Genomic DNA, 22,067 nt, shown 5'->3' on the forward strand with positions numbered 1-22,067 from the left:
CCCTGCCGCCCACCCGTAGACCAGCGAAGGGGACGATGTGACTGACATCCCGGCGGGAGACATTGCGCGCGTCGGAGTCGTGGGCTGCGGCCAGATGGGGGCCGGCATCGCCGAGGTGTGCGCCCGTTCCGGCCTGGAGGTCAAGGTCGCCGAGACCACCGGCGAGGCCCTGGAGATCGGCCGCACCCGGCTGTTCAACTCCCTGAGCAAGGCGGCCGAGCGCGGCAAGATCACCGAGCAGGAGCTCGACGCCACGCAGGCGCTGCTCAGCTTCACCACCGACCTCGGCGAGTTCACCGACCGCGATCTGGTGATCGAGGCCGTCGTCGAGAACGAGCAGGTCAAGACGGAGATCTTCCAGGTGCTCGATCAGGTCGTGACCCGGCCCGACGCCATCCTGGCCTCCAACACCTCCTCGATCCCGCTGGTCAAGCTCGCGGTCGCCACCTCGCGCCCGGACCAGGTCATCGGCATCCACTTCTTCAACCCGGCGCCCGTGCAGCGGCTGGTGGAGCTGATCCCCGCGCTCACCACCTCCGAGGGCACGCTCGGCCGCGCGCAGCTGTTCACCGAGAAGGTGCTCGGCAAGCACGCCATCCGGGCCCAGGACCGCTCCGGCTTCGTGGTCAACGCGCTGCTGATCCCCTATCTCCTCTCCGCGATCCGGATGTTCGAGTCGGGCATCGCCAGCCGCGAGGACATCGACAACGGCATGGAGCTCGGCTGCGCCCACCCGATGGGCCCGCTGAAGCTGTCGGACCTGATCGGCCTGGACACGGTCGCGTCCGTCGCGTACTCGATGTACGAGGAGTACAAGGAGCCGCTCTACGCGGCTCCCCCGCTGCTGCAGCGCATGGTCGACGCGGGCCGGCTCGGCCGGAAGTCCGGCTCGGGCTTCTACAGCTACCGCTGACCTCTCCGGCGGGGTGCGCCGTGCCCGGTCCCGGGTTCCGGCTACGCAGTGCGACGAACACGGGCCCGGCACCTTTCGGGGTGCCGGGCCCGCGCCATTCACACACCGTGTGCGCGGCGGGCCCGCATATGCCGCTCGCACACGCTCCCCACGCGTCCACCAGGCGAGTTGACTCCTCATGCGCATGCAAGGGATGTGACGACTACGGAAAGGAGCGGACCGTGACCGCCGACCCCGAGCATCCCGTGGTCCATGGAGAACTCGCAGAGTTACGCCGTCGCCTCGACGTCGCGTACGCACGTGTCGAGGGAGGACTCGCCCTGCTCAACCACCGGTCCGAGGAGACCGACAAGGAGATGGACGATCTCAGCGCGCGGATCGTCGCGCTGGAGCACGCCCGCTGGCCACTGCCCGCGATCGCGACGCTGACCGCGGTGGGCGCGCTGGTGGCGACGATATGGCAGGCCCTGGGCCACTGACACCGGACCAGGACGCGACGGGGGAAATCAGGGCCGGGAGTCCTGGCCCAGCCTGAGGTGGTGCAGGAACAGTAAGGCGGCCGCCATGTTGGCGGCCGGGACCTCTCCGCGGGCGACCATGTCGGGGACGAGCTTGAGCGGGACCCATTCCCGGCGGTCCGACTCGAAGTCGTCCACGGGGTGCCCGACGTATTCGCCCTCGTCGGCCCAGTAGATGTGGTGCCGGGCGTCGGTGAGGCCGTTGGACGGCTCCACGCTCATGAGGTGCTGCAGAGGTCCCGGCCGCCAGCCGGTCTCCTCCTCGAGTTCCCTGGCGGCCGCGGCGGCGATGTCCTCGCCGTCCTCGACCACACCCGCCGCGAGTTCCCACCCCCAGCTGTCGGTGATGAAGCGGTGGCGCCACAGGAGGAGGACCTCGTTGGCCTCGTTGACCACCGTGGCCACGGCCACGGGCCGCAGCCGTATCAGGAAGTGATCGAGGTGCCGGCCGTCCGGCAGCTCGACATCCGCGAGATTGACCTTGAACCAGCGGTTCGCATACACAGTCTGTTCGTTCTGTTTCGTCCACTGCACGGTTCTGCCACCTTCCGTCGAGTAAGTGGCAATATCGCAGCAGGGACTGTGGTACGTCGGTGCCCGGGAAACGGTCTACAGCGGTACGCGCAGCGCGCCGTCGATGAGTTCGGCGGCCTCCGCGGTGCCCGCACAGCCGCTGCGCACCAGGTGTTCGCGTACCGCCCGGAGTCTGTCGCGCAGTCGCTGGGACTCCATCCCCCGGGCCTGTTCGGCCATCTGCACCGCGGTGGCCACCGCTTTGTCGGCGTTGCCCCGGCGCAGTTCGATCGTGCTGAGCATGGCGAGCCGGTGCACCCTGCCGCGGTCGTGCGCGGGGTTGTCGACGGCCGCCGCCGCGTGCTCGCCCGCGGCCACGAGTTCACCGAGGCTGAGCAGTGCCTCCGCCACCTGGACGTTGACCAGCCCCGGCTGGACATAGCCGGTCTCGTCCGGCTCGTATCCGCGCCGGATGCGTTCGGCGGCCTGCTCGGCACGCCGGATGCAGGACAGCGCGGTCGTGCCGTCGCCCAGGTGCGCGTACGCCTTGGCCTGCATCGCGTAGAGGTCGCAGGCGAGCGCCGGGGTGATGTGCTTGCCGGCGGCGCGCAGCGCGGCCTCCGCGAAGGCGACCGCCTGCCGGTACTCCCGCATGAACAGGGACTGGTTGACCAGCAGCGCGATCACGTACGCCCCGAGTCCCCGGTCGCCGCTGGCCTTGGCCAGCCGCAGCGCCTGGTGGAAGTAGCGCTGGGCGAGACCGTGCGCGTCGGAGTCGTAGGCGCAGATGCCCGCGATCGCCACCAGTCCGCCCGTCGCCCGGTGCAGTTGACGCCCCGTGGCGTCGGTGTAGCTGCCGCGCAGCAGCGGGGCGGCCTCGGCGTTGAGGAAGCCGACGATCCTGGTGCGGGTCGCGATCCCGCCGGCCTTGCGGTACATCTGCTCGTAGTGGGTGCGGGCGGCGCGCAGCATCTCCAGGTCGGCGGGGGTGACCCGGTGCCGGCCGCCGCGCGAGACGTCGACGTCCTCGGGCGGGTTCTCCCACTCCCACACGGGCATGACCGCGGGCGTGCCGGTCACCGCGGGCGCGCCCAGGATGTGCGGGCGCTGCTGCTCGTCGGAGCGCCACAGCGCCGTCGCCCGCTCGACGAAGCCGGAGAGGGAGGTGCCGTGCGGCGCCGACGGTTCGCCGGGTACGCCGAGGCCGATGTCGTCGAGGGTGACGGGGCGGTGCAGCCGGCCCGCGAGCACCTCGCAGATCAGGTCGGGGACCTGGCCGCGCGGTCGCTGCCCCTTCAACCACCGGGCCACGGCGGTGTGTTCGTAACGGAGCGCGAGGCCCCGCGCCCGTCCCGCCTGATTGACGTGTGCCGCCAGCCCCGCGTGCGAGATCCCGGCCTCGTCCAGGATCGCGTCGAGCAGAGTGTTGGGCTGCATATATGCCCCCCAGGGTGGCTCGGTGCCGCCAGACTAGTGCGAACGGCTTCACACGGGGTGTGAACGGAGTGCCCGGATCCGCAGCGTACGCACACTGTCGCGGAGAGTTTCCAGCCGGTTGACTGAAATGCCTCGCAAAGAGGCCGGCCGGGCCGCCGGCTCCCCCTCGTACAGTGCGGCGGCCCGAATCCGCGCCGTCCGCCCGGCTGCCTGCCCGACACTCCGTGGCGGGGCGGACGGCCCGCCGGCTGCTCGGCCGTCCGACCGGGCGCCGTCGCTTCACAGGTGCGTGGTCGGCTGCGGGTGCGTCGTGGCTGTTCGCGCAGTCCCCCGCGCCCCTGAGGCCGGTTGCAGTCGGCGGCCGTTCGTCAGCGCGAGCAACGCGACGTCGTCCGTCGGGGCTCCGGCCGTGTGGCGGAGCAGCGCGGTGAAGACCGTTCCGAGGACCGCCCGGGGGACGGCCACGGGGGTGTCGCGCACGTATCGGGCCAAGACCTCGCCCAGGGGAAAGAACCGGCCACGGCCGTCCCTGGCGTCCTCCACGCCGTCCGTGTGGAGGAGCAGGGTCTCACCGGGGAGCAGACGGCCGCGGTGCTGCAGGTCCAGTTCGGGCGGGAGCGGGAACGGTCCGAGCGGAGGGAGGGGATCCGCTCGGACCACGGGCTCCGCCCGTCCCCCGCCCAGGAGATGGGGCCAGGGGTGCCCGCAGTTGAGCAGGCGCAGCTCTCCCCCGGGGCCGATCTCCAGCAGCAGTACGGTGACGAACTCCTCGGCGGCCGGGTGGTCCGGCTCCGCGCCGGCCGAGGGGTGTTCGCCGCGCGCCCGCTCGCGCAGATGCCGGGCGAGGGCGCGCTCCAGCCGCCGCAGCACGCGGACGAGGTCGGGCTCGTCGTGCGCCGCCTCACGGAAGCTGCCGAGCACGGCGGCGGCGGTGCCGAGGGCGGCCAGACCGTGGCCGCGCGCGTCGCCCATGACGGCGCGTACTCCGTACTCGGTGGCGACGACCTCGTACAGATCGCCGCCGATGGCCGCGCCGCGGTCCGCGGAGACCTGGGCCGCGGCGACGTCCAGCCCGGCGATCCTCGGCGGGAGGGGACGCAGCAGCACGCTCTGCGCGGCGCCCGCGACCCGTCGCGCCTGCCGCAGCTCCCGCAGCAGCGCGTGCCGGACGTGCAGGATCAGCCCCGTGCCGACGGCGAAGAAGACGGCGCTGGTGACGACGCGTGCGCCCAGCCCGTTCTGCTGGGCCAGCGGACAGGCCAGTTTGTACGAGATCGCCATGGCGCCCCACACGGTGGGCAGCCCCAGCGCGAGTACCCGGCCCAGCGGCCGCCTCCCCGCGCCGCGGCGAACCCCGGGCTTGATGCGGATCATGCCGATTGGCCCCCCATTTAGGCCCCGACAGCACGGACGGACCGGCCCCTGAGGACCGGTCCGATTCTGTCGACCGTATGGCCTGATGGGGCCAGATCACCCGAGATAGTCACCCGAATGAGTGAGCACCCACAGGCCGATCGCATTTATGCAGGTGAACGGTATATTCACGAGGTAACTGCGGCGTCTTACGGGGGCGGGGAACCGCGCGGCGAGCCACGACGAATCCGCGGCCGCCGGCGAACCGCAGTCCCCCGCCCCTCGAGCTCGGGCGTGTTTCGAAAGTCCCGCCCCTGCCCGGCGGGCGGACGACGCTACTTTCGAGACACGCCCTAACCCCGAAGAACAGCCCCCGTACGCTCGCCCGCGAGGGCGACCGCCGCGTCCCGGGCCGCGGACGCCTCGTCGACCGTCAGCGTCCGGTCCCCGGCCCGGAAGCGCAGCGCGTACGCCAGCGACTTGCGCCCCTCGCCGAGCTGGTCGTCGTTCTCGTAGACGTCGAACAGCCGGATGCCCTCGAGGAGTTCACCGGCGCCCTCGCGCAGCGCGGCCTCGACGTCGGCGTGCGGCACGAACTTGTCGACAACCAGGGCGACGTCCTGCGTGGCCACCGGGAAGGTGGAGATGCCGGGCGCCTGCGGGGTGTCGTCGCCGACCGCCTCCAGCACGTCCAGGTCGATCTCCATCGCGCAGGTGCGCTCGGGCAGGCCGAGCGCCTTGATCACGCGCGGGTGCAGCTCGCCGGCGTGGCCGACGACCTTCTCCGCACCGTCCCGGACGACCACCAGCTCGGCGGTGCGGCCCGGGTGCCACGGCCCGTACTGCCCGCGGCGGACGGTCAGTTCGGCGCCGGCCTCCCGGGCGACGGTCCGGGCCGCCTCGACGGCGTCGGCCCAGTCCGCCGGACGGCCCCTGCCCCACCAGCCGGCCTGCTCGCGGGCGCCCGCGAGGACGACGGCGGCGTGGCGCGGCTGCCCGGGCAGCGCGGCGTCCAGCCCGGCGATCTCCTCGTCGGTGGGCCGCCGGTCGACCGGCAGGGCGGCGGCGACCCGCTGCTCCTCGCCGGGGTGGAAGACCAGCCCCGTCTCGAAGAGCGCCAGGTCGTGGGAGCCGCGGCCGCTGTTGCGGCGCAACGCGCCGAACAGGCCCGGCAGCAGCGACGTGCGGAGCGCGGGCTCCTCGTCGTTGAGCGGGTTGGTCAGCTTCACGACACGGCGCGCCGGGTCGTCGGCCGCCAGCAGCAGCTGGTCGAAGACCTGCTCGCCGATGAACGGGTAGTTCGGCGCCTCGACGTACCCCGCCCCGGCCAGGGCGCGGCCGACCCGGCGGTGCAGCCGCTGCCGGTGGGTCAGACCGCGGCCCGGCTGCGGCTTGGGCAGCGTGGAGGGCAGGTTCTCGTAGCCCTCCAGGCGGATGACCTCCTCGGCGAGGTCGTTGATCTCCATGAGGTCGGGCCGCCAGGACGGCACGGTGACGATCAGCTCGTCCTGCCCGTAGACGTCGCAGCCGATCTCCTGAAGCCGCCGCACGACGGTCTCGCGGCCGTAGTCGACGCCGGCCACCTGGTCCGGGTGGTCGGCCGCGACGGTGATGGTGTGCGGTGCGGAGGGGGCGATGGCCTCGGTGACACCGGCCTCGGCGCTACCGCCGGCGAGCAGCACCAGCAGGTCGACCGTGCGCTGTGCGGCGGCGGCCGCGGCCTGCGGGTCGACACCGCGCTCGAAGCGGCGGGACGCCTCGGAGGACAGCTTGTGGCGGCGGGCGGTGCGCGCGATGGAGATCTGGTCGAAGTGCGCGGCCTCGATGACCACGTCGCTCGTGGCGTTCTCGACGTCCTCGTGATCGGCGATCTCGGTGTTGGCGCCGCCCATGACACCCGCGAGGCCGATGGGGCCGCGGTCGTCGGTGATCACCAGGTCCTCGGCGTGCAGCGTCCGCTCCACGCCGTCGAGGGTGACGATCTTCTCGCCCTCCTGCGCGCGGCGCACGCCGATGGTGCCCTGGACCAGGTTGCGGTCGTAGGCGTGGAGCGGCTGGCCGAGCTCCATCATCACGTAGTTGGTGACGTCGACGGCGAGCGAGATCGGGCGCATGCCGACCTTCTGCAGCCGGCGCTGGAGCCAGATCGGGGAGCGCGCCTCGGGGCTGAGCCCGGTCACCGTGCGGGCGGTGAACCGGTCGCAGCCGACCGGGTCGGAGACGCGGACCGGGTGGCCGAAGGCGTTCGGGCCGGGTACGTCGATGAGGGCCGGGTCGCGCAGCGGCAGGCCGTAGGCGATGGCGGTCTCGCGGGCGACCCCGCGGATGGACAGGCAGTCGCCGCGGTTGGCGGTGACGGCGATGTCCAGGACCTCGTCGACCAGCTCCAGCAGTTCGATGGCGTCCTTGCCGGTCTCGGTCTCCGGCGGCAGCACGATGATGCCGTGCGTGCCGTCGTCGCCCATGCCCAGCTCGTCGCTGGAGCAGATCATGCCGTGGGAGGTCTTGCCGTACGTCTTGCGCGCGGAGATCGAGAAGCCACCGGGCAGGGTGGCGCCGGGCAGGACCACGACGACCTTGTCGCCCACGGCGAAGTTGCGGGCGCCGCAGACGATCTCCTGGGGCTCCCCGGTCCCGTTGGCCCGGCCGACGTCGACCGTGCAGAAGCGGATCGGCTTCCTGAAGCCCTCCAGCTCCTCGATGGTCAGCACCTGGCCGACGACGAGCGGGCCCTTGAGGTCGGCGCCGAGGTGCTCGACGGTCTCGACCTCGAGCCCGGCCGAGACGAGCTTCTCCTGGACGTCGCGGCCGGTTTCCGTCGCCGGCAGGTCGACGTACTCCCGCAGCCAAGAAAGCGGGACCCGCATCAGATCTCCATCCCGAACGGCCGGGTGAACCGGACGTCGCCCTCGACCATGTCTCGCATGTCCTCGACGTTGTGGCGGAACATCAGCATCCGCTCGATGCCGAACCCGAAGGCGAAGCCGCTGTACTTCTCGGGGTCGACGCCGCAGGCGGTGAGCACCCGCGGGTTGACCATGCCGCAGCCGCCGAGTTCGATCCAGCCCTCGGAGGAGCAGGTGCGGCAGGGCCGGTCGGGGTTGCCGACGGACTCGCCCCGGCAGACGTAGCAGACCATGTCCATCTCGGCGGACGGCTCGGTGAAGGGGAAGAAGTTGGGCCGCAGCCGGGTCTTCATGCCCTCGCCGAACAGCGACTGGACCATGTGGTCGAGGGTGCCCTTGAGGTCGGCCATGGTCAGCCCCTCGTCCACGGCGAGCAGCTCCACCTGGTGGAAGACGGGCGTGTGCGTGGCGTCGAGCTCGTCGGTGCGGTAGACCCGGCCCGGGCAGATCACGTAGACCGGCAGCTCACGGCTGAGCAGCGAGCGGATCTGCACGGGCGAGGTGTGGGTGCGCAGCACGACACCGGACTCGGTGCCCCCGTCCGGGCCCTGCACGAAGAAGGTGTCGGCCTCGCCGCGGGCCGGGTGGTCCGGGCCGATGTTCAGCGCGTCGAAGTTGAACCACTCGGCCTCGATCTCGGGGCCCTCGGCGACCTCGTAGCCCATGGCCACGAAGACGTCCTCGATGCGCTCCGAGAGCGTGGTCAGGGGGTGGCGGGCACCGGCCGGCACGCGGTCGTAGGGCAGTGTGACGTCCACGGCCTCCTCGACCAGCACCCGCGCGTCCCGCTCGGCCTCCAGCTCGGTCTGGCGGGCGGCGAGGGCCTTGTTCACGGCGCCGCGGGCCTGGCCGACCAGCTTGCCGGCGGCTGCCTTGGCGTGCGGGGGCAGGGCGCCGATCTCCCGGTTGGCCAGGGCCAGCGGGGAGGTTCCGCCGGTGTGGGCGACCTTGGCCTCCTGGAGCCTGTCGAGGGAGTCCGCGGCGGCGAAGGCGGCGAGCGCCTCGTCCCGCATGCGCTCGATCTCTTCCGGTTTCAACGCCTCGACCTCGACCGGGTCGTACGACTTATTCGGTGCCGACATCTCTTCCCGTGCTTCCGATTGGCTGGCTGAAGGTCCCCGTCACCGACTCACACAGAGGTCAGAGGGCCGTCCATGGGACACAAGGGTGCCAAAGGCCGAGTCTAACGGGGTGGGGGTGTACGAATGCGCCCGTGGGGCCCTTGCCGGCGCTCAGGTGAGATACGCCGGGGCCGCCACGGGCAACGTAAATCGGAACTCGGCCCCGCCCTGGGGGCCCCGGCCGACCGTGATGGTGCCGCCGTGGGCCTCGACGATGCCCTTGACGATGTAGAGGCCGAGGCCCGTGCCACCGCGCTTGCTGCCCCGCCAGAAGCGGGTGAAGACGCGGTTCATGGACTCCTCCGGGATGCCGGGCCCCTCGTCGCTCACCGTGACCGACGTGCCGGTGTCCTCTCCCTCACGGGGTGACGCCGTGGCCGTGATGTCGATCGTGACGGTTCCCTCGCCGTGCCGCACGGCATTTTCCAGCAGGTTGCTGAGCACCTGGTCGATCTTGTCGGGATCGGCCCACAGCGCGGGCAGGGGCTGCTCGACGCGCAGCAGGAAGCGGTCGGCGGGCTGTCCGGCGGCGACGTAGGCCTGGATGTGCCGGCCCACGGCGGCGCCCATGTCGACGGGCTGGCGCCGCACCTCCAGCCGCCCGCTGTCGATGCGCGAGATGTCGAGCAGCTCGGCGATGAGCCGGGTGACCCGGTCGGCGTCGGCGTCGACGGTCTCCAGCATCAGCCGCTTCTGGTCGTCGGTGAAGCGTTCCCACTTGGCGAGGAGGGTGGCGGTGAAGCCCTTCACGGAGGTGAGGGGCGAGCGCAGTTCGTGGGCCACCGTCGCGATCAGCTCGGCGTGGCTGCGCTCGGTACGGCGGCGGGCCTCGGTGTCGCGCAGGGAGACCACCACGCGGCGGACCGGGCCGGTGGGTTCGGCGCGGACGTACCGGGCCGAGACGAGGACCTCCCGGCCGCCGGGCAGCAGCAGGTTCCGCTCGGGCTGGCGGACCCGGATGGCGAGGCCGCCGTAGGGGTCGGTCAGCTGCCACCAGCGGCGCCCCTCCAGGTCCTCCAGCGGCAGGGCCTTCTCCAGCCGCTGCCCGAGGGCGTCCGCGGCGGGGACCGCGGTGATGCGCTGCGCGGCGGCGTTGAAGCAGATGACGCGGCCGTGCTCGTCGGCGACGACGAGGCCGTCGGGCAGTTCGTCGGGGTCGACGCCGAGTTCGGCGGGGCCGCCGCGCCGGGGCGCGGGGGCGCGGGGCGCGTCACGCTCTCGCAGTGCCCTGTTCGCACCGCCCGTGCCGACACTCATCCCCGAACCCCACCTCTCCGACGGCGCAGGTGGCCCCCCGGGCTGGTCACCCTACTAGCTCGCGGTGACGGAGCGGCACCCTCCGAGGGCGCGCTGTGCACGGGCCGACGCATAGAGACATACGGCGGCGGCGGTGGCGAGGTTCAGGCTCTCGGCCCTGCCGTGGATCGGCACGCGCACCACGGCGTCGGCGAGCGCGCGGGTCTCCTCCGGGAGCCCCCACGCCTCGTTGCCGAACACCCAGGCGGTCGGCCCGCCCATGGTGCCCTTGTCGAGCTCCTCGTCGAGGTCGTCGGTCCCGGCGCCGTCCGCGGCGAGGATCCGCACACCGGCGCCCCTGAGCCCGGCGACCGCCTCCGCCACGGGGACGCCGACGGCGACCGGCAGGTGGAACAGCGAACCGACGGAGGCCCGTACGGCCTTGGGGTTGTAGAGGTCGACGGAGGCGTCGGTCAGCACGACGGCCTCGGCCCCGGCGGCGTCGGCGCACCTGAGCACGGTCCCGGCGTTCCCGGGGTCGCGCACGTGCGCCAGCACGGCGACCAGCCGGGGCCGCGCGGCGAGGATCCGCGCGAACGGGGTGTCGAGGAACCGGCACACGCCGACGAGTCCCTGCGGGGTGACGGTGGTCGAGATGTCGGTGATGACCTGCTCGGAGGCGAGATGGACGCGGGCCCCGGCGGCACGGGCGGCACCGATGATGTCGGCGTGCCGCTCCGCGGCCTCGACGGTGGCGAACAGCTCCACGAGCGTGTCCCCGTGCCCGGCGGCCTCCCGCACGGCCTGCGGCCCCTCCGCGAGGAACAGCCGCTCCTTGCCCCGGAAGTTCCGCTTGGCGAGCCGCCGGGCGGCCAGGACACGGGAGGAGCGGGGGGAGATCAGCTCGGGGGTGGCGGAGGGCATGGGTTCACCTTCGGCAGCTCAGGAAACAGCGGACCCGCAGGCTTCCTCAGCCTGCGGGTCCCTCATGTCACGTCGGCACTGGGCCGGTGTCGGCGTCAGGCCGCCTTCGGCGCGTTGACGTCGGCGGGCAGCGCCTTCTGGGCGACCTCGACCAGCGCGGCGAACGCGGTGGCGTCGTTGACGGCCAGCTCGGCGAGGATCTTGCGGTCGACCTCGACGTTGGCGGCCTTCAGGCCCTGGATGAAGCGGTTGTACGTGATGCCGTTGGCGCGGGCAGCGGCGTTGATGCGCTGGATCCACAGCTGGCGGAAGTCACCCTTGCGCTTCTTGCGGTCGTTGTAGTTGTAGACCAGCGAGTGGGTGACCTGCTCCTTGGCCTTGCGGTACAGGCGCGAACGCTGACCGCGGTAGCCGGAGGCCTGCTCGAGGATCGCCCGGCGCTTCTTGTGGGCGTTGACTGCCCGCTTGACGCGTGCCACTTGTTAACTCCTTGTAGCGGGGCCGCGGTTGGACTCACGCGGCCCGGAAACGATTGGGTCCCGGTCCAGACGTACGGCGCGCACTGCGGGCGCCGTACAGGTCACTTGCCGAGAAGCTTCTTGATCTTCTTGGCGTCGCCCGGGGCCATCTCGGCGTTGCCGGTGAGGCGACGCGTCAGGCGCGACGACTTGTGCTCGAGCAGGTGGCGCTTGCCGGCGCGCTCACGGAGCACCTTGCCGGAGCCGGTGACCTTGAAGCGCTTGCTGGCACCGCTGTGCGACTTGTTCTTCGGCATGGCGCCGTTATCTCCTCGTCGGTGGCGTTCCGGTGCCCGGTCACGGAAACCGGGCACGGTGGAACGTCGCTCTTGTTTCGGTTACGTCCTGGGGACTGTCGTCCCCCGGGGTCACGCCTCGGCGGAAGCCTCGGCAGGAGCCTCGGCGGTCTCGGCGTCCGCCGCGTTCTGCGACTTGCCGGGGTTGGCCTTCGCGTCGGCCTTGCGGGCCTCCTGCGCCTGGCGGGCCTCGGCCATCGCCTCGGTCTTCTTCTTGTGCGGACCGAGAACCATGATCATGTTGCGGCCGTCCTGCTTCGGGTTCGACTCCACGAAACCGAGGTCCTGGACGTCCTCAGCGAGACGCTGCAGCAGTCGGTAGCCCAGCTCTGGCCGGGACTGCTCGCGACCACGGAACATGATCGTGATCTTGACCTTGTCGCCCTGCTTGAGGAACCGGACGACGTGACCCTTCTTGGTGTCATAGTCGTGCGGGTCGATCTTCGGCCGGAGCTTCATCTCCTTGATGACCGTGTGCGCCTGGTTCTTGCGCGCCTCACGGGCCTTCATGGCCGACTCGTACTTGAACTTCCCGTAGTCCATGAGCTTGCACACGGGCGGACGGGCGTTCGCCGCTACCTCGACGAGGTCGAGGTCGTACTCCTGGGCAAGCTCCAGTGCCTTGGCCAGCGGGACGATGCCCACCTGCTCGCCACTGGGACCGACAAGTCGCACCTCGGGAACGCGAATCCGGTCGTTGATGCGGGGCTCGGCGCTGATGGATCCTCCTCGGTTAGCACCACACGGCGGTCTGGCGGACAGCCGCGTATGTCTCTTCTCGACAGACCTAACCGCACCGAGGCAGAAAAAATGCCCCGGACGATCACAGGCGGGGCTCCAAGCACTACCGGAGCACCGCCGCGATGCCGCGGGGCGCACTTTCGGACGACTCCATCGTCCGTACGGAACGATGGTGGTCGCCTGACCGGGGTGACCCGCCGTCCCGGGGGACGGTCAGGTGGGAGTTCGGAGCCTCCACTTGTGGGCCGGGCCGCTCACATGCCGCGTGCGTCCGGCCGGTCGTCACACAAGGTTAGCAGCTCCCCGGGGGTGGTGCGAACCGGTGGGCACCGGGCTCTATCGTGTGGGGCATGAGTGACACGCCTCCTGAGTCCCCCGCCGACTTCGACGCCATGACCCGCGACATCGCCGAGGTCCCCGCGGTCGAGGTGATCGTGACGGTCGCCGTCAACCTGATGAGCGCCGCCGCGGTGAAGCTCGGGCTGACCGAGGAGGGCGACAAGCACAAGGACCTGGACGAGGCGCGCAAGCTGGTCACCGCTCTCGCCGGTCTGCTGGACGCCTCCACGACCGAGATCAGCTCCTTCCACGCGGCCCCGCTCCGCGACGGCCTGAAGTCGCTCCAGCTGGCCTTCCGCGAGGCGTCCCTGGTACCGGACGAGCCGGGCCAGGGCCCGGGCGAGAAGTACACCGGGCCGGTCTACGGCTAGCAGCCCCACGCAACGCGAAGAAAGCGGCGCGAAGAAAGCGGCGCACAGAAAGGCGCACAGAAAAGCGGCGCGAAGGCGGAAGCGCCGAGGCAGGCAGAAGGCAGAAGCTCGCAGAAACCGGCAGAGGCACGTGGAAACCGGTGAGCCTGCCGGGCGCTCATCTCACGTACAAGGGCTCGCCCGGAGGCGTCGCCCCGGCCGGCAGCAGGGCCAGGTCGAGGCCGCGCACCAGGCGGGCCCTCAGTGTGTCGTCGACGGCGAGGCGCTCGGCCACCGCGCGGGCGGCCTCGGCCGGCGCGGCGGACTCGTCGAGCACGAGGGCCAGCGTGCCGTCGGCCCGGCCGGGCCCGAGGTGGGCGCGCACGACGGACGGCTCGGCCTCGACGACCGCGCGGACCGCCTGCCGCACCGCGGGGTCGGCGAGCGGGTCGGTCGACGTACGGCCCTCGGCGAGGGCGAGCAGCGCGGGTCCGGTCAGTTCGAACGGCACCGGCCCTGCCAGGTCCAGCACCACCGTGTCGGCCTTCTCGTGGGCCGCCGCCTGCAGGGCCTGGTGCAGGGGTACGGCGACGGGGCGGGCCGCCGGGTCCCAGCGGGCCAGCGAGTCGGTGGAGGTGAAGGCCGGCAGGGCGGTCCGTGACCCGGCCTTCAAGGTCGGCACGGCCATGTCGCTGGTCTTCTCGCGGCGCAGCCCGTTCTCGTCCCTCTCGGCCTCCCCCAGGACGGCCACCACCGGCACCAGCAGCCGGGCGCCCTTCAGCGCCTCCAGGACCGGGCCCACAGCGGTGCGGTCCTCGGCCCAGGCGGTGAGCGCCGCGCTCAGCCGGGGGTCGGCCGAGCCGTCGTCGTCGGAGAAGCCGGGGTCGGGAATGTTCTTGTTCGCCACGGTCACCGACCCTATAGGGGGGATGCAGCGGGGCTCGGGCGCCCCCGGGAACCGGTCGGTCGCTCACGGCCACTCACACCCCCCACACCGTCACGGCCAACACCCCGGCTCACCTCATTCACGGCTTTCTCAGGGTCCCCTGACGCACCTCTCACTTCCGTCCAACGGCTCGCACAGGCCCCGCCCCGAGCATCCCGGCCATGGAGTCCCCCAGAGCCCGTGATCGCCGCCGCGCGCGTCCGTCCAGGACGCGGCCCCTGCTCCACGTCGCCCTCGCCGTCCTGACCGTCACGGGCGCCACGGCCGCCGGGACCGTGTACGTGAAGGACCACGCGCACTCCGGCACGGGCGCCGTATCGTCGTCGGCGACGGCGTCGGCCTCCACCTCGGCCGCGGCGGACGGGGAGGAACCGGTGGAATCCGTGACACGGGCGGCGGTCGACCACGACGCGCTGCTGACCGCGGCCATGAAGGCGGTCCCGGTCGAGGACGGTGCGGAGGTGTCGGTGGCGGCACTGGACCTGGACTCCGGCGCGAGCGCCGCGTTCGGGGACGGCGCCTTCGACACCGCGAGCATCGTCAAGGTCGACATCCTGGCGGCGCTGCTGCTGCAGGCTCAGGACGCGGGGCGGCGGCTCACCGCGAGCGAGAGGACGTACGCCACCGCGATGATCGAGAACAGCGACAACGACTCCGCCTCGGCGCTGTGGCGGATCATCGGCCGGGCGGGCGGCCTCGACGCCGCGAACGCGCGGCTCGGGCTCACGGACACCGAGGGCGGCGACGGCACCCTGTGGGGACTGACCCAGACCACGGCCACCGACCAACTCGCGCTGCTGCGCCAGGTGTTCGGGCAGGACTCGGAGCTGAGCGAGGCATCGCGGACATACCTCCAGGGGCTGATGGGGCAGATCGCCGCCGACCAGCGGTGGGGGGTGTCGGCCGCGGCCGACGGCGGACGGTGGGCGCTGAAGAACGGCTGGCTGGCCCGCAGCACCACCGGATTGTGGGACGTCAACAGCATCGGACGCGTGACGGTGGACGGCCGCGGCTGCCTGGTGGCCGTGCTGTCGAACGGCAACCCGACGAAGGAGAAGGGGATCTCGCTGGTCGAGGCGGCTGCGAAGGCGGCGGTCTCGGCGCTGGCCGACGGCGCCTAGACGCCGCCTGGACGGTATGCAGGTGCCGGTCCGTGGGCCCGGGAGGGTCTCCTCGCGGCTACGGCGTCCAGCGGCCCTCGTAACCCGCGAAGCCCTCGCTGCTCGCGTCGTCCTCGTCGCGGTCGCGGCGGGCACGCCACATGACCACGGCCACGACGAGCAGGACCCCGCCGAGGCCGCCCGCCAGCGGCGCGGCCCAGCCGCTGGTGTCCCCGCCGGACGGGGCGGCGTCCGGGCCCGGCCCGAAGTACTTCTCGCCGTACGACGCCGCGTGCAGGCCCTCCGGCCGGAGGCGGCCGGCGGCCTTGATGGCGGCGGCCGGGTCGATCATGCCGAAGCCGCGGGAGTCGTCGCGGCCGCCGGCGGGTGGGTTGCGGGCGGTGTCCTCGAGGAGCTGCTTGATCTGGGCGGGGCTCAGCCCCGGGTGGGCGGCCTTGATGAGGGCGACCGCCCCGGAGACGAACGCGGAGGCGGCGCTGGTGCCCCAGCCCTCGTAGTACCGGTGGTCGGGATCGGCGATGACGATGTCGACGCCGGGGGCGCTGACGGTGGCGTACCAGCGGCGGGTGGAGAACGACGCGCGGGTGCCGAAGCGGTCGACCGCGGTCGCGGCGATGACGCCCGGGTAGGCGGCCGGGTAGGAGACGTGGTCGCCCTTCTCGCCGCCGTTGCCGGCCGAGGCGACGACGGCCACGCCCTTCTTCAGCGCGTACTGGACGGCCTCGTCCTCGGCGGGTTCTGGGTGGGCGGAGGCGGAGTCGTCGCCGAGGGAGAGGTTGATGACGTCGGCGCCGTGGTCGGCGGCCCAGCGGATGCCTTGCGCGAGGGCGTTGCCGCGGGTGGTGCGGGCCCTGGTGCGGGCCGGGTCGCCGTCCTCGAGGATCACCCGGACGGGCAGGATCTTCGCCTCGGGGGCGACGCCCATGACGCCTTCGCCGTCGCCGGGGCCGTGGCCGTGCCCGGCGATGATCCCGGCCATGGCGGTGCCGTGCCGGGCCCAGGCCCGGTCGCCCCGCTTCGCCCCGAAGCCGATCATGTCCTTCGCGGGCAGGACGTTGCCCGCGAGATCGGGGTGGTCGGCCTCGACGCCGGTGTCGAGCACGGCGACCGTGATGCCCTTGCCCCTGGTGGTCTGCCAGGCCTGCTGGGTGTGCATGGCGTCGAGGGCCCACTGCTGCGCGCGTATGCCGTCGGCGTGCGCGACGGTGGGCGGGACGAGGGCGACGGAGGCGGCGAGCAGGACGCTCAGCGCTCCGAGGCGGTGCTTCGCCGCGGCCCCGCCCTTCGCTCGGGTACGGCGCATCACGAGGGCTTCTCCGTGGGCGAGGTGACGTCTTTGCGCAGGGACCGTTCGATGCGGTCGGCGAGGCCCTGGGCCTCGTTACCGAGGCCGGCCTGGGCAGGGGCCGAGGTGGCGCCGGACTGCATGGCCTGCTCGGCCGGGACCGGGGTGTCGACGCTGCGGCCGTCGGCCCACCCGGAGACGGCGTAGACGACGACGGGGGCGTCGGTGAGCACGGAGACGGTCCACGAGGCGCGCTGCCCGGGGCCGAAGCGGGCGGCGGCGGTGCCCTTCCGGGCGTAGGGGAGGGGCATCAGGTCGGTGCGGGTGGCGAGCCCCTCGCTCTTGAAGCGCCCCGCGAGGGCGTTCATGGCGGCGGCGTCGGCCGTGGTGAACATCAGGCCGACGGTGGTGACGAAGCTCTGGGTGGCGTCGGTGTAGGTGGCGCGCAGCAGCCGTTCGCAGCCGACGGGGGCGAGGGCCTTGCGCAGCAGCGGGTCGAAGGCGTTCCCGCAGCCGGTGTCCGGTGCGACGGCGACCCGCGTCCAGGTGCGGTCGGCACCGCCGGGTCCCGCGCCCGTGCCCCGCACGGTCGGCGGGAACAGCTTGTCCACGGGCACGCTGTGCCACAGCGTGCCGGCCACGGCGTAGGTGTCCCGCGCACCGCCGTCGCCACCGTCCCCCGCCAGCCAACTGCCGGTCACGGCACCGCCGATGAGGCCGAGGCCGAGCACGAGGCAGACGGCGACGACAGCGGTGCGCGGCCGCGTCCTGGGCTCTTCCTCGTACCTCTCGGGCTTTCCGAACGACACGACGGGCCGCCCGGACCCCGGCGTCCCGCCGGGCACGCCCGGAGCACTCCAGGAGAGCGCGGGATCGGGGCGTGCGGCCCCGTCCTCGGCACGGCCGGACCCGGCCGGGGCGGGGGCCCGGCCCGCCTGAGGCGCGGCGGCCGTTCCGGGTGAGCCGTCCGCCGGGCTCGGGCGCGGGCGCCCGATGGTCTCCCGAGTGCCGTCCGCGGGGGCACTCGTACGGTGCGGCGGCACGGTGGGGCGGTGGGCCGGGCGTGGCGGCACGGCCGGTCCCGGCGCGTCCGTACCGGCGGGACGGGTCGGTAGACCTGGCCCCGGCGCGTCCGTACCCGCAGGGCGGGGTGGAACGCCTGGCCCCGGCGCGTCCGTACCGGCGGGACGGGTCGGCAGACCTGGCCCCGGCGCGTCCGTACCCGCAGGGCGGGGTGGAACGCCTGGCCCCGGCGCGTCCGTACCGGCGCCGTCGCGCCGTTCCTCACGACCGGCCGACGGAGGAGCGTCCGGAAAGCGGGCCGAGGCCTGCGGCGGGGGCGGGCCCGGCGGGCCGACGCGCTGCGCGGAGGGCGCACGGAGACTCGGGAAGCGGGTGCGGTGGTCCGGGGAGCGTTCCGGGCCACGGTCCACGCCCGGGCCGGTACGGTGCGCCGCATCCGGGTCCGTGCGATGCCCCGCATCCGGGCCGGTACGGTGCGCCGCCGCGTCCGCGTCCGGGCCGGTGCGGTGCCCTGTCGCGTCCGTGCCGGTGCGGTACGCCGCCGCTTCGGCGTCGCTGCGATGCACCGGTCCGGTGCCGGCCTGGTGCCCTGCGCCCTGGCCGCTGCGGTACCCCGCGTCCGTGCCGGTGCGATGCCCTGCATCCGGGCCGGAGCGCCGGCCCGCTTCCGGGCCGGGGCGATGCGCTCCGTCCGGGCCGGAACGCTGCCGCGCCCCGTCCGGACCAGGGCCACGCCCCCCGTCCGAACCCGCGGAAAGCCCCGCGTACCCGCCGGAGCGCTGCCCCGCATCCGGGCCGGGGCGATGCGCTCCGTCCGGGCCGGAACGCTGCCGCGCCCCGTCCGGGCCAGGGCCACGCCGCCCGTCCGAACCCGCGGAAAGCCCCGCGTCCCCGCCGGAGCGCTGCCCCGCATCCGGGCCGGGGCGATGCGCTCCGTCCGGGCCGGGGCGATGCTGCGCCCCCGCCCCGGCTCCGGCCCCGCGTGCGGTCGGTGGAGCGGCGGTAGAGGGGTCCGGGCGTTCGGACGGCGCGTTCTCGTCGGTCCGGGCGCCGCGGCCCCGGGCCGCCGGGGGGCCGGCCGGGGTGTCACCGGCGGGTCCGCGGCGGGCGAAGGCGTCGAACGGTTCGGAGGTGCGCAACGGGGACCAGGCGCCGCCGGACGTGGTGGTGTCCTGCGGGGCACGCGTGGGTTCGGGGGCCGCCGGGCCGGGGCCGGCCGTCGGGGGCTCGGACGGGCGTGGCGGGATGGAGGCGTGCCGCGCTTCCGTGCTCATGCACCCCCCGTTTCCTCGCGCCCGGGCCGACTACCTGTACGCGGGCCGCGGTCCGCGCGCTCAACCGAATCGGCAGCGGGTTTCGGCCGGTCCCGGGGCACGCATACCCGTACCGGACCGGAGGCATCCCCGTACACGGTGAGCGGCCGACGTCGTTCCGCCGTACGTGCGCGTCACTCTACGGGTTGCTCCGGTCCGGACGGGAACCAGTCCACGAGCCCGGGGGATCTGCCCGGAACGTCCCCCTACCCTGCGGTAATCCTGTCTGGCAGGCTTCGTTCATGACTGCGCGCGCCGCCGACCGGGCCCGTTACGACCGGGCCACCGCCCACCTGGACGCACCGCTCGCCATCGTGGACCTGGACGCCTTCGACGCCAACGCGGACGATCTGGTCCGCCGCGCCGGCGGCAAGCCGATCCGCGTCGCGAGCAAGTCCGTACGCTGCCGGGCCCTGCTGGAACGGGTCCTTCAGAAGGACGGGTTCGCGGGCATCATGGCCTTCACCCTCGCCGAGTCCCTGTGGCTGGCGCGCGGCGGGTTCGACGACGTCCTGCTCGCCTATCCCTCCGCGGACCGCGCCTCCTACGCCGAGTTGGCCGCCGACCCCAAGCTCGCCGGTGCCGTGACGGTGATGATCGACGATCCCGCGCAGCTCCGTTTCATCGACGAGGCGCGCGCCGGCGGACGTGAAGTCATCCGCGTCTGCCTGGAGTTGGACACCTCGCTCAGGCTGCTGGGGGGACGTGTGCGGGTCGGCGCGCGCCGTTCGCCGCTGCACTCCCCCGCCCAGGTCGCCGACCTGGCCCGGGCCGTGGCCCGCCGGCCCGGCTTCAAGGTCGTGGGGATCATGGCCTACGAGGGGCACATCGCGGGCGTGGGCGACTCCGTCGCCGGGCAGCCGCTGCGGTCGCGGGCCGTACGGCTCATGCAGGCCGCCGCCCGCCGGGAGCTGGCCGAGCGCCGCGGCGCGGTCGTGCGCGCGGTGCGGGCGGTCGTGCCCGACCTGGAGTTCGTCAACGGCGGCGGCACCGGCAGCGTGCAGCACACCGCCGCGGAGGACGCGGTCACCGAGATCGGCGCCGGTTCCGGGCTGTACGTGCCGCGGCTGTTCGACAACTACACGTCCTTCAGCGGGCGTCCCGCGGCCCTGTTCGCCCTGCCCGTCGTGCGCCGGCCGGGCGTCGGGGTGGTGACGGTGCTGGGCGGCGGCTATCCCGCCTCCGGAGCGGCCGGTCCGGACCGGCTGCCGGTTCCCCACCTGCCCGAGGGACTGCGCTACGACCCCCAGGAGGGGCCGGGCGAGGTGCAGACGCCGCTGCTCGGCTCCCCCGCCGACGACCTGCTGATCGGTGACAAGGTGTGGTTCCGGCACGCCAAGGCCGGCGAGCTGTGCGAGCGGTTCGACGTGCTGCGTCTCGTCGAGGGCGAGGCCGTGACGGCGACGGTCCCGACGTACCGCGGGGAGGGTCACACCTTCCTGTGAGCCGCGGGCCGGCCGGTCATCCCGCCGGGCCGATGCTGCTGCCGACCCCGCCCCCGGTCGCCGCGTCGTCGACCGAGCGGATGCCCCGGGCGATGCGGTCCATGTCGGCGAGCGGCGGACCGGCCTCGCCCGCGTCGAAGACGAACCGGACCATCACCGGCGCGCCGGTGCCGACGCTGGAGGGGAAGGCGAGCGACTCGACGTAACCGCCGGGTCCCTCGGCCGTTCTGACCCGCCAGCGCACGAAGTAGCCGGCCCGGCCCGCCACCGCTATCTGCCCGGAGCCGACCTGCCGGTGGGACTCGATGCCGCCGAAGGGCCGGCGGCCGACGAGGTCGCGGTCGTAGGCCGCGTCGGCGGCGTCCGCGATGTCCTGCTCGGCGAGCACCCGCGGGGAGCTCTGGTCGCTCTGGCTCACCGTGCGCGAGATGACGAGGCCGTGCCGGCACACGCCGGAGTCACCGGGGCAGTCGTACGTCCCGTCCGTGGTCATCACGACGTCGTCCTCGGCGACGTAGCGCGGCCTGACCCAGCCGTCGAGCAGGGGCAGGGTGATGCCGTCGAGCTGGTCGGTGACGACGGAGGGGTCGTCGGTGGACGGCGGCGCGGAGGAACGCGACGGCGAGAGCCGCTCACTCGTCGGCGGGGCGCCGGAGGTGACGGGGTCCGGCGCGGTCCGCACACCCGTGCCGTCCCCGTCGTCACCGCCGAGGAAGACCGCGCCGGTGACGATCGCCGCCACGAGCACGGTCCCGGCCGCGACCAGCGCGACGGTCTTCGCGCGGCCGGGACCGCGGCCCCCGGCCGGCTGCCGCGGCGGTACGGTGGCCGCGCCGCGGTGCTCGGTCCAGGCCGTGCCGTCCCACCAGCGCTGCAGGTGGGGGGCCGAGGGGTCGGGGTACCAGCCGGGCGGCGGCGACATGCTCATCCCGGCACTCTAGGACGGGGCCGGACGAGCCGTACACGCCGTCCCGCCGGGAGCGCGGTCCGCCGCCTACAGCGGTGTGACGTAGGCGCCCGAGATCCCGCCGTCCACCAGGAAGTCGGTGGCGTTGACGAAGGACGAGTCATCACTGGCCAGGAAGGCGACCGCGGCGGCGATCTCCTCGGCCTCGGCGAACCGGCCGAGCGGGATGTGCACCAGGCGGCGGGCGGCCCGTTCCGGGTCCTTCGCGAACAGCTCCCGCAGCAGGGGGGTGTTGACCGGTCCCGGGCAGAGCGCGTTCACGCGGATGCCCTCGCGGGCGAACTGCACGCCGAGTTCGCGGGACATGGCGAGCACGCCGCCCTTGGACGCGGTGTACGAGATCTGGGACGTGGCCGCCCCCATCCTCGCCACGAAGGACGCCGTGTTGATGATGGAGCCCCCGCCCTGGCGGCGCATGTAGGGGATGGCGGCCTTGCAGCACAGGTAGACGGAGGTGAGGTTGACCTCCTGGACGCGTTTCCACGCCTCCAGGCCGGTCTCCAGGATGGAGTCGTCGTCGGGCGGGGAGATGCCCGCGTTGTTGAAGGCGACGTCGACGCTGCCGTAGGTGTCGAAGGCGGCCCTGAAGAGCGCCTCGACCTGGTCGGCGTCGGTGACGTCGACCTTCACGAAGATCCCTCCGGTCTCCTCGGCCGCCGCCTTGCCGCGGGTCTCGTCGACGTCGCCGCAGACCACGTGCGCGCCCTCGGAGGCGAGCCGGCGGGCGGTGGCGAGACCGATGCCGCTGCCGGCTCCGGTGATGACGGCGGTACGGCCGACGAGACGCCGGCACATGCTGTCT

At 73.2% G+C, this 22,067-nt stretch carries 19 protein-coding genes and 1 pseudogene; 5 read left to right on the top strand and 15 right to left on the bottom strand.

All coding sequences use genetic code 11. The features are described 5' to 3' along the window. Positions 1–37: 37 nt before the first annotated feature. Entirely contained in the window at positions 38–913 is an 876-nt protein-coding gene (locus tag ACJ9NR_RS07825; protein WP_412489038.1) for a 3-hydroxybutyryl-CoA dehydrogenase, read from the top strand. Between the two features lie 221 nt (positions 914–1,134). Next, positions 1,135–1,392 carry a hypothetical protein gene (locus ACJ9NR_RS07830; RefSeq protein WP_412489037.1) on the top strand — a complete coding sequence of 86 codons (258 nt, stop codon included), beginning with the start codon at positions 1,135–1,137 and terminating at the stop codon, positions 1,390–1,392. 27 nt (positions 1,393–1,419) lie between these two features. Here the strand turns inward: ACJ9NR_RS07830 and ACJ9NR_RS07835 are convergent, their stop codons facing one another. The 10 genes and pseudogenes from ACJ9NR_RS07835 to infC all read right to left on the bottom strand — a co-directional run bounded on the left by ACJ9NR_RS07835 (position 1,420) and on the right by infC (position 12,480). Further along, positions 1,420–1,965: an NUDIX hydrolase gene (locus tag ACJ9NR_RS07835; protein WP_412489036.1), complete on the bottom strand. Its 546-nt coding sequence runs from the start codon at positions 1,963–1,965 to the stop codon at positions 1,420–1,422. 75 nt (positions 1,966–2,040) lie between these two features. Then, positions 2,041–3,381 carry an NsdA family TPR-like regulatory protein gene (locus tag ACJ9NR_RS07840; protein ID WP_412489035.1) on the bottom strand — a complete coding sequence of 447 codons (1,341 nt, stop codon included), beginning with the start codon at positions 3,379–3,381 and terminating at the stop codon, positions 2,041–2,043. A 279-nt stretch (positions 3,382–3,660) separates the two neighbouring features. Then, positions 3,661–4,755, bottom strand: coding sequence for a PP2C family protein-serine/threonine phosphatase (locus ACJ9NR_RS07845; RefSeq protein ID WP_412489034.1), 1,095 nt, complete (start codon positions 4,753–4,755; stop codon positions 3,661–3,663). A gap of 332 nt (positions 4,756–5,087) precedes the next feature. Next, on the bottom strand, positions 5,088–7,601 hold the full coding sequence (gene pheT / locus ACJ9NR_RS07850) for a phenylalanine--tRNA ligase subunit beta (RefSeq protein ID WP_412489033.1): 2,514 nt from the start codon (positions 7,599–7,601) through the stop codon (positions 5,088–5,090). Further along, on the bottom strand, positions 7,601–8,722 hold the full coding sequence (gene pheS, locus ACJ9NR_RS07855) for a phenylalanine--tRNA ligase subunit alpha (protein WP_412489032.1): 1,122 nt from the start codon (positions 8,720–8,722) through the stop codon (positions 7,601–7,603). Before pheS ends, pheT begins: the two co-directional genes overlap by 1 nt. A 150-nt stretch (positions 8,723–8,872) precedes the next feature. Further along, positions 8,873–10,018, bottom strand: a complete 1,146-nt coding sequence (locus ACJ9NR_RS07860; protein ID WP_412489031.1) for a sensor histidine kinase — start codon at positions 10,016–10,018, stop codon at positions 8,873–8,875. A gap of 54 nt (positions 10,019–10,072) precedes the next feature. After that, positions 10,073–10,921, bottom strand: coding sequence for a TrmH family RNA methyltransferase (locus ACJ9NR_RS07865; RefSeq protein ID WP_412489030.1), 849 nt, complete (start codon positions 10,919–10,921; stop codon positions 10,073–10,075). A gap of 95 nt (positions 10,922–11,016) precedes the next feature. Beyond that, positions 11,017–11,400, bottom strand: a complete 384-nt coding sequence (rplT, locus tag ACJ9NR_RS07870; protein ID WP_004933571.1) for a 50S ribosomal protein L20 — start codon at positions 11,398–11,400, stop codon at positions 11,017–11,019. A 101-nt stretch (positions 11,401–11,501) separates the two neighbouring features. Continuing rightward, positions 11,502–11,696, bottom strand: coding sequence for a 50S ribosomal protein L35 (gene rpmI, locus ACJ9NR_RS07875; protein WP_007829094.1), 195 nt, complete (start codon positions 11,694–11,696; stop codon positions 11,502–11,504). Positions 11,697–11,807: 111 nt separating this feature from the next. Then, a pseudogene (gene infC, locus ACJ9NR_RS07880) lies at positions 11,808–12,480 on the bottom strand (translation initiation factor IF-3). Positions 12,481–12,826: 346 nt separating this feature from the next. On the opposite strand from infC, the gene ACJ9NR_RS07885 reads away from it, so the two are divergent. Further along, positions 12,827–13,186 carry a DUF1844 domain-containing protein gene (locus tag ACJ9NR_RS07885; RefSeq protein ID WP_412489029.1) on the top strand — a complete coding sequence of 120 codons (360 nt, stop codon included), beginning with the start codon at positions 12,827–12,829 and terminating at the stop codon, positions 13,184–13,186. Between the two features lie 157 nt (positions 13,187–13,343). On the opposite strand, the gene ACJ9NR_RS07890 is transcribed toward ACJ9NR_RS07885, so the two are convergent. Beyond that, the gene (locus ACJ9NR_RS07890; protein ID WP_412489028.1) at positions 13,344–14,072 is read right to left on the bottom strand and encodes an SseB family protein; all 729 of its coding nucleotides are present in this window, start codon (positions 14,070–14,072) and stop codon (positions 13,344–13,346) included. Between the two features lie 200 nt (positions 14,073–14,272). Between ACJ9NR_RS07890 and ACJ9NR_RS07895 the strand changes: the two genes are divergently transcribed. Next, positions 14,273–15,232 carry a serine hydrolase gene (locus ACJ9NR_RS07895; protein ID WP_412489027.1) on the top strand — a complete coding sequence of 320 codons (960 nt, stop codon included), beginning with the start codon at positions 14,273–14,275 and terminating at the stop codon, positions 15,230–15,232. A 58-nt stretch (positions 15,233–15,290) separates the two neighbouring features. On the opposite strand, the gene mycP is transcribed toward ACJ9NR_RS07895, so the two are convergent. Beyond that, the gene (mycP, locus tag ACJ9NR_RS07900) at positions 15,291–16,535 is read right to left on the bottom strand and encodes a type VII secretion-associated serine protease mycosin (protein ID WP_412489026.1); all 1,245 of its coding nucleotides are present in this window, start codon (positions 16,533–16,535) and stop codon (positions 15,291–15,293) included. Beyond that, the gene (locus ACJ9NR_RS07905; protein WP_412489025.1) at positions 16,535–17,326 is read right to left on the bottom strand and encodes a hypothetical protein; all 792 of its coding nucleotides are present in this window, start codon (positions 17,324–17,326) and stop codon (positions 16,535–16,537) included. Before ACJ9NR_RS07905 ends, mycP begins: the two co-directional genes overlap by 1 nt. A 1,769-nt stretch (positions 17,327–19,095) precedes the next feature. On the opposite strand from ACJ9NR_RS07905, the gene ACJ9NR_RS07910 reads away from it, so the two are divergent. After that, positions 19,096–20,298, top strand: coding sequence for an amino acid deaminase/aldolase (locus tag ACJ9NR_RS07910; protein WP_412512685.1), 1,203 nt, complete (start codon positions 19,096–19,098; stop codon positions 20,296–20,298). Between the two features lie 16 nt (positions 20,299–20,314). Here the strand turns inward: ACJ9NR_RS07910 and ACJ9NR_RS07915 are convergent, their stop codons facing one another. Together ACJ9NR_RS07915 and ACJ9NR_RS07920 are read right to left on the bottom strand one after the other, a co-directional pair. Then, the gene (locus tag ACJ9NR_RS07915) at positions 20,315–21,220 is read right to left on the bottom strand and encodes a DUF2510 domain-containing protein (protein ID WP_412490491.1); all 906 of its coding nucleotides are present in this window, start codon (positions 21,218–21,220) and stop codon (positions 20,315–20,317) included. 72 nt (positions 21,221–21,292) lie between these two features. Next, positions 21,293–22,060 (bottom strand): 3-oxoacyl-ACP reductase, encoded by a 768-nt coding sequence (locus tag ACJ9NR_RS07920; protein ID WP_412490490.1) that lies wholly within the window; start codon positions 22,058–22,060, stop codon positions 21,293–21,295. Positions 22,061–22,067 lie beyond the last annotated feature (7 nt).

Source organism: Streptomyces sediminimaris (genome assembly GCF_047049295.1).
Taxonomy (GTDB): Bacteria; Actinomycetota; Actinomycetes; order Streptomycetales; family Streptomycetaceae; genus Streptomyces; species Streptomyces sediminimaris.

Bases quoted from the DNA above. Each gene is read 5' to 3' on its own strand.
- ACJ9NR_RS07885 (WP_412489029.1), top strand. From the start codon at position 12,827: ATGAGTGACACGCCTCCTGAGTCCCCCGCCGACTTCGACGCCATGACC.
- ACJ9NR_RS07895 (WP_412489027.1), top strand. From the start codon at position 14,273: ATGGAGTCCCCCAGAGCCCGTGATCGCCGCCGCGCGCGTCCGTCCAGG.
- ACJ9NR_RS07915 (WP_412490491.1), bottom strand. From the start codon at position 21,220: ATGTCGCCGCCGCCCGGCTGGTACCCCGACCCCTCGGCCCCCCACCTG.
- ACJ9NR_RS07865 (WP_412489030.1), bottom strand. From the start codon at position 10,921: ATGCCCTCCGCCACCCCCGAGCTGATCTCCCCCCGCTCCTCCCGTGTC.
- ACJ9NR_RS07860 (WP_412489031.1), bottom strand. From the start codon at position 10,018: ATGAGTGTCGGCACGGGCGGTGCGAACAGGGCACTGCGAGAGCGTGAC.
- mycP (WP_412489026.1), bottom strand. From the start codon at position 16,535: ATGCGCCGTACCCGAGCGAAGGGCGGGGCCGCGGCGAAGCACCGCCTC.
- rpmI (WP_007829094.1), bottom strand. From the start codon at position 11,696: ATGCCGAAGAACAAGTCGCACAGCGGTGCCAGCAAGCGCTTCAAGGTC.
- pheS (WP_412489032.1), bottom strand. From the start codon at position 8,722: ATGTCGGCACCGAATAAGTCGTACGACCCGGTCGAGGTCGAGGCGTTG.
- pheT (WP_412489033.1), bottom strand. From the start codon at position 7,601: ATGCGGGTCCCGCTTTCTTGGCTGCGGGAGTACGTCGACCTGCCGGCG.
- ACJ9NR_RS07920 (WP_412490490.1), bottom strand. From the start codon at position 22,060: ATGTGCCGGCGTCTCGTCGGCCGTACCGCCGTCATCACCGGAGCCGGC.
- ACJ9NR_RS07845 (WP_412489034.1), bottom strand. From the start codon at position 4,755: ATGATCCGCATCAAGCCCGGGGTTCGCCGCGGCGCGGGGAGGCGGCCG.
- ACJ9NR_RS07910 (WP_412512685.1), top strand. From the start codon at position 19,096: ATGACTGCGCGCGCCGCCGACCGGGCCCGTTACGACCGGGCCACCGCC.
- ACJ9NR_RS07840 (WP_412489035.1), bottom strand. From the start codon at position 3,381: ATGCAGCCCAACACTCTGCTCGACGCGATCCTGGACGAGGCCGGGATC.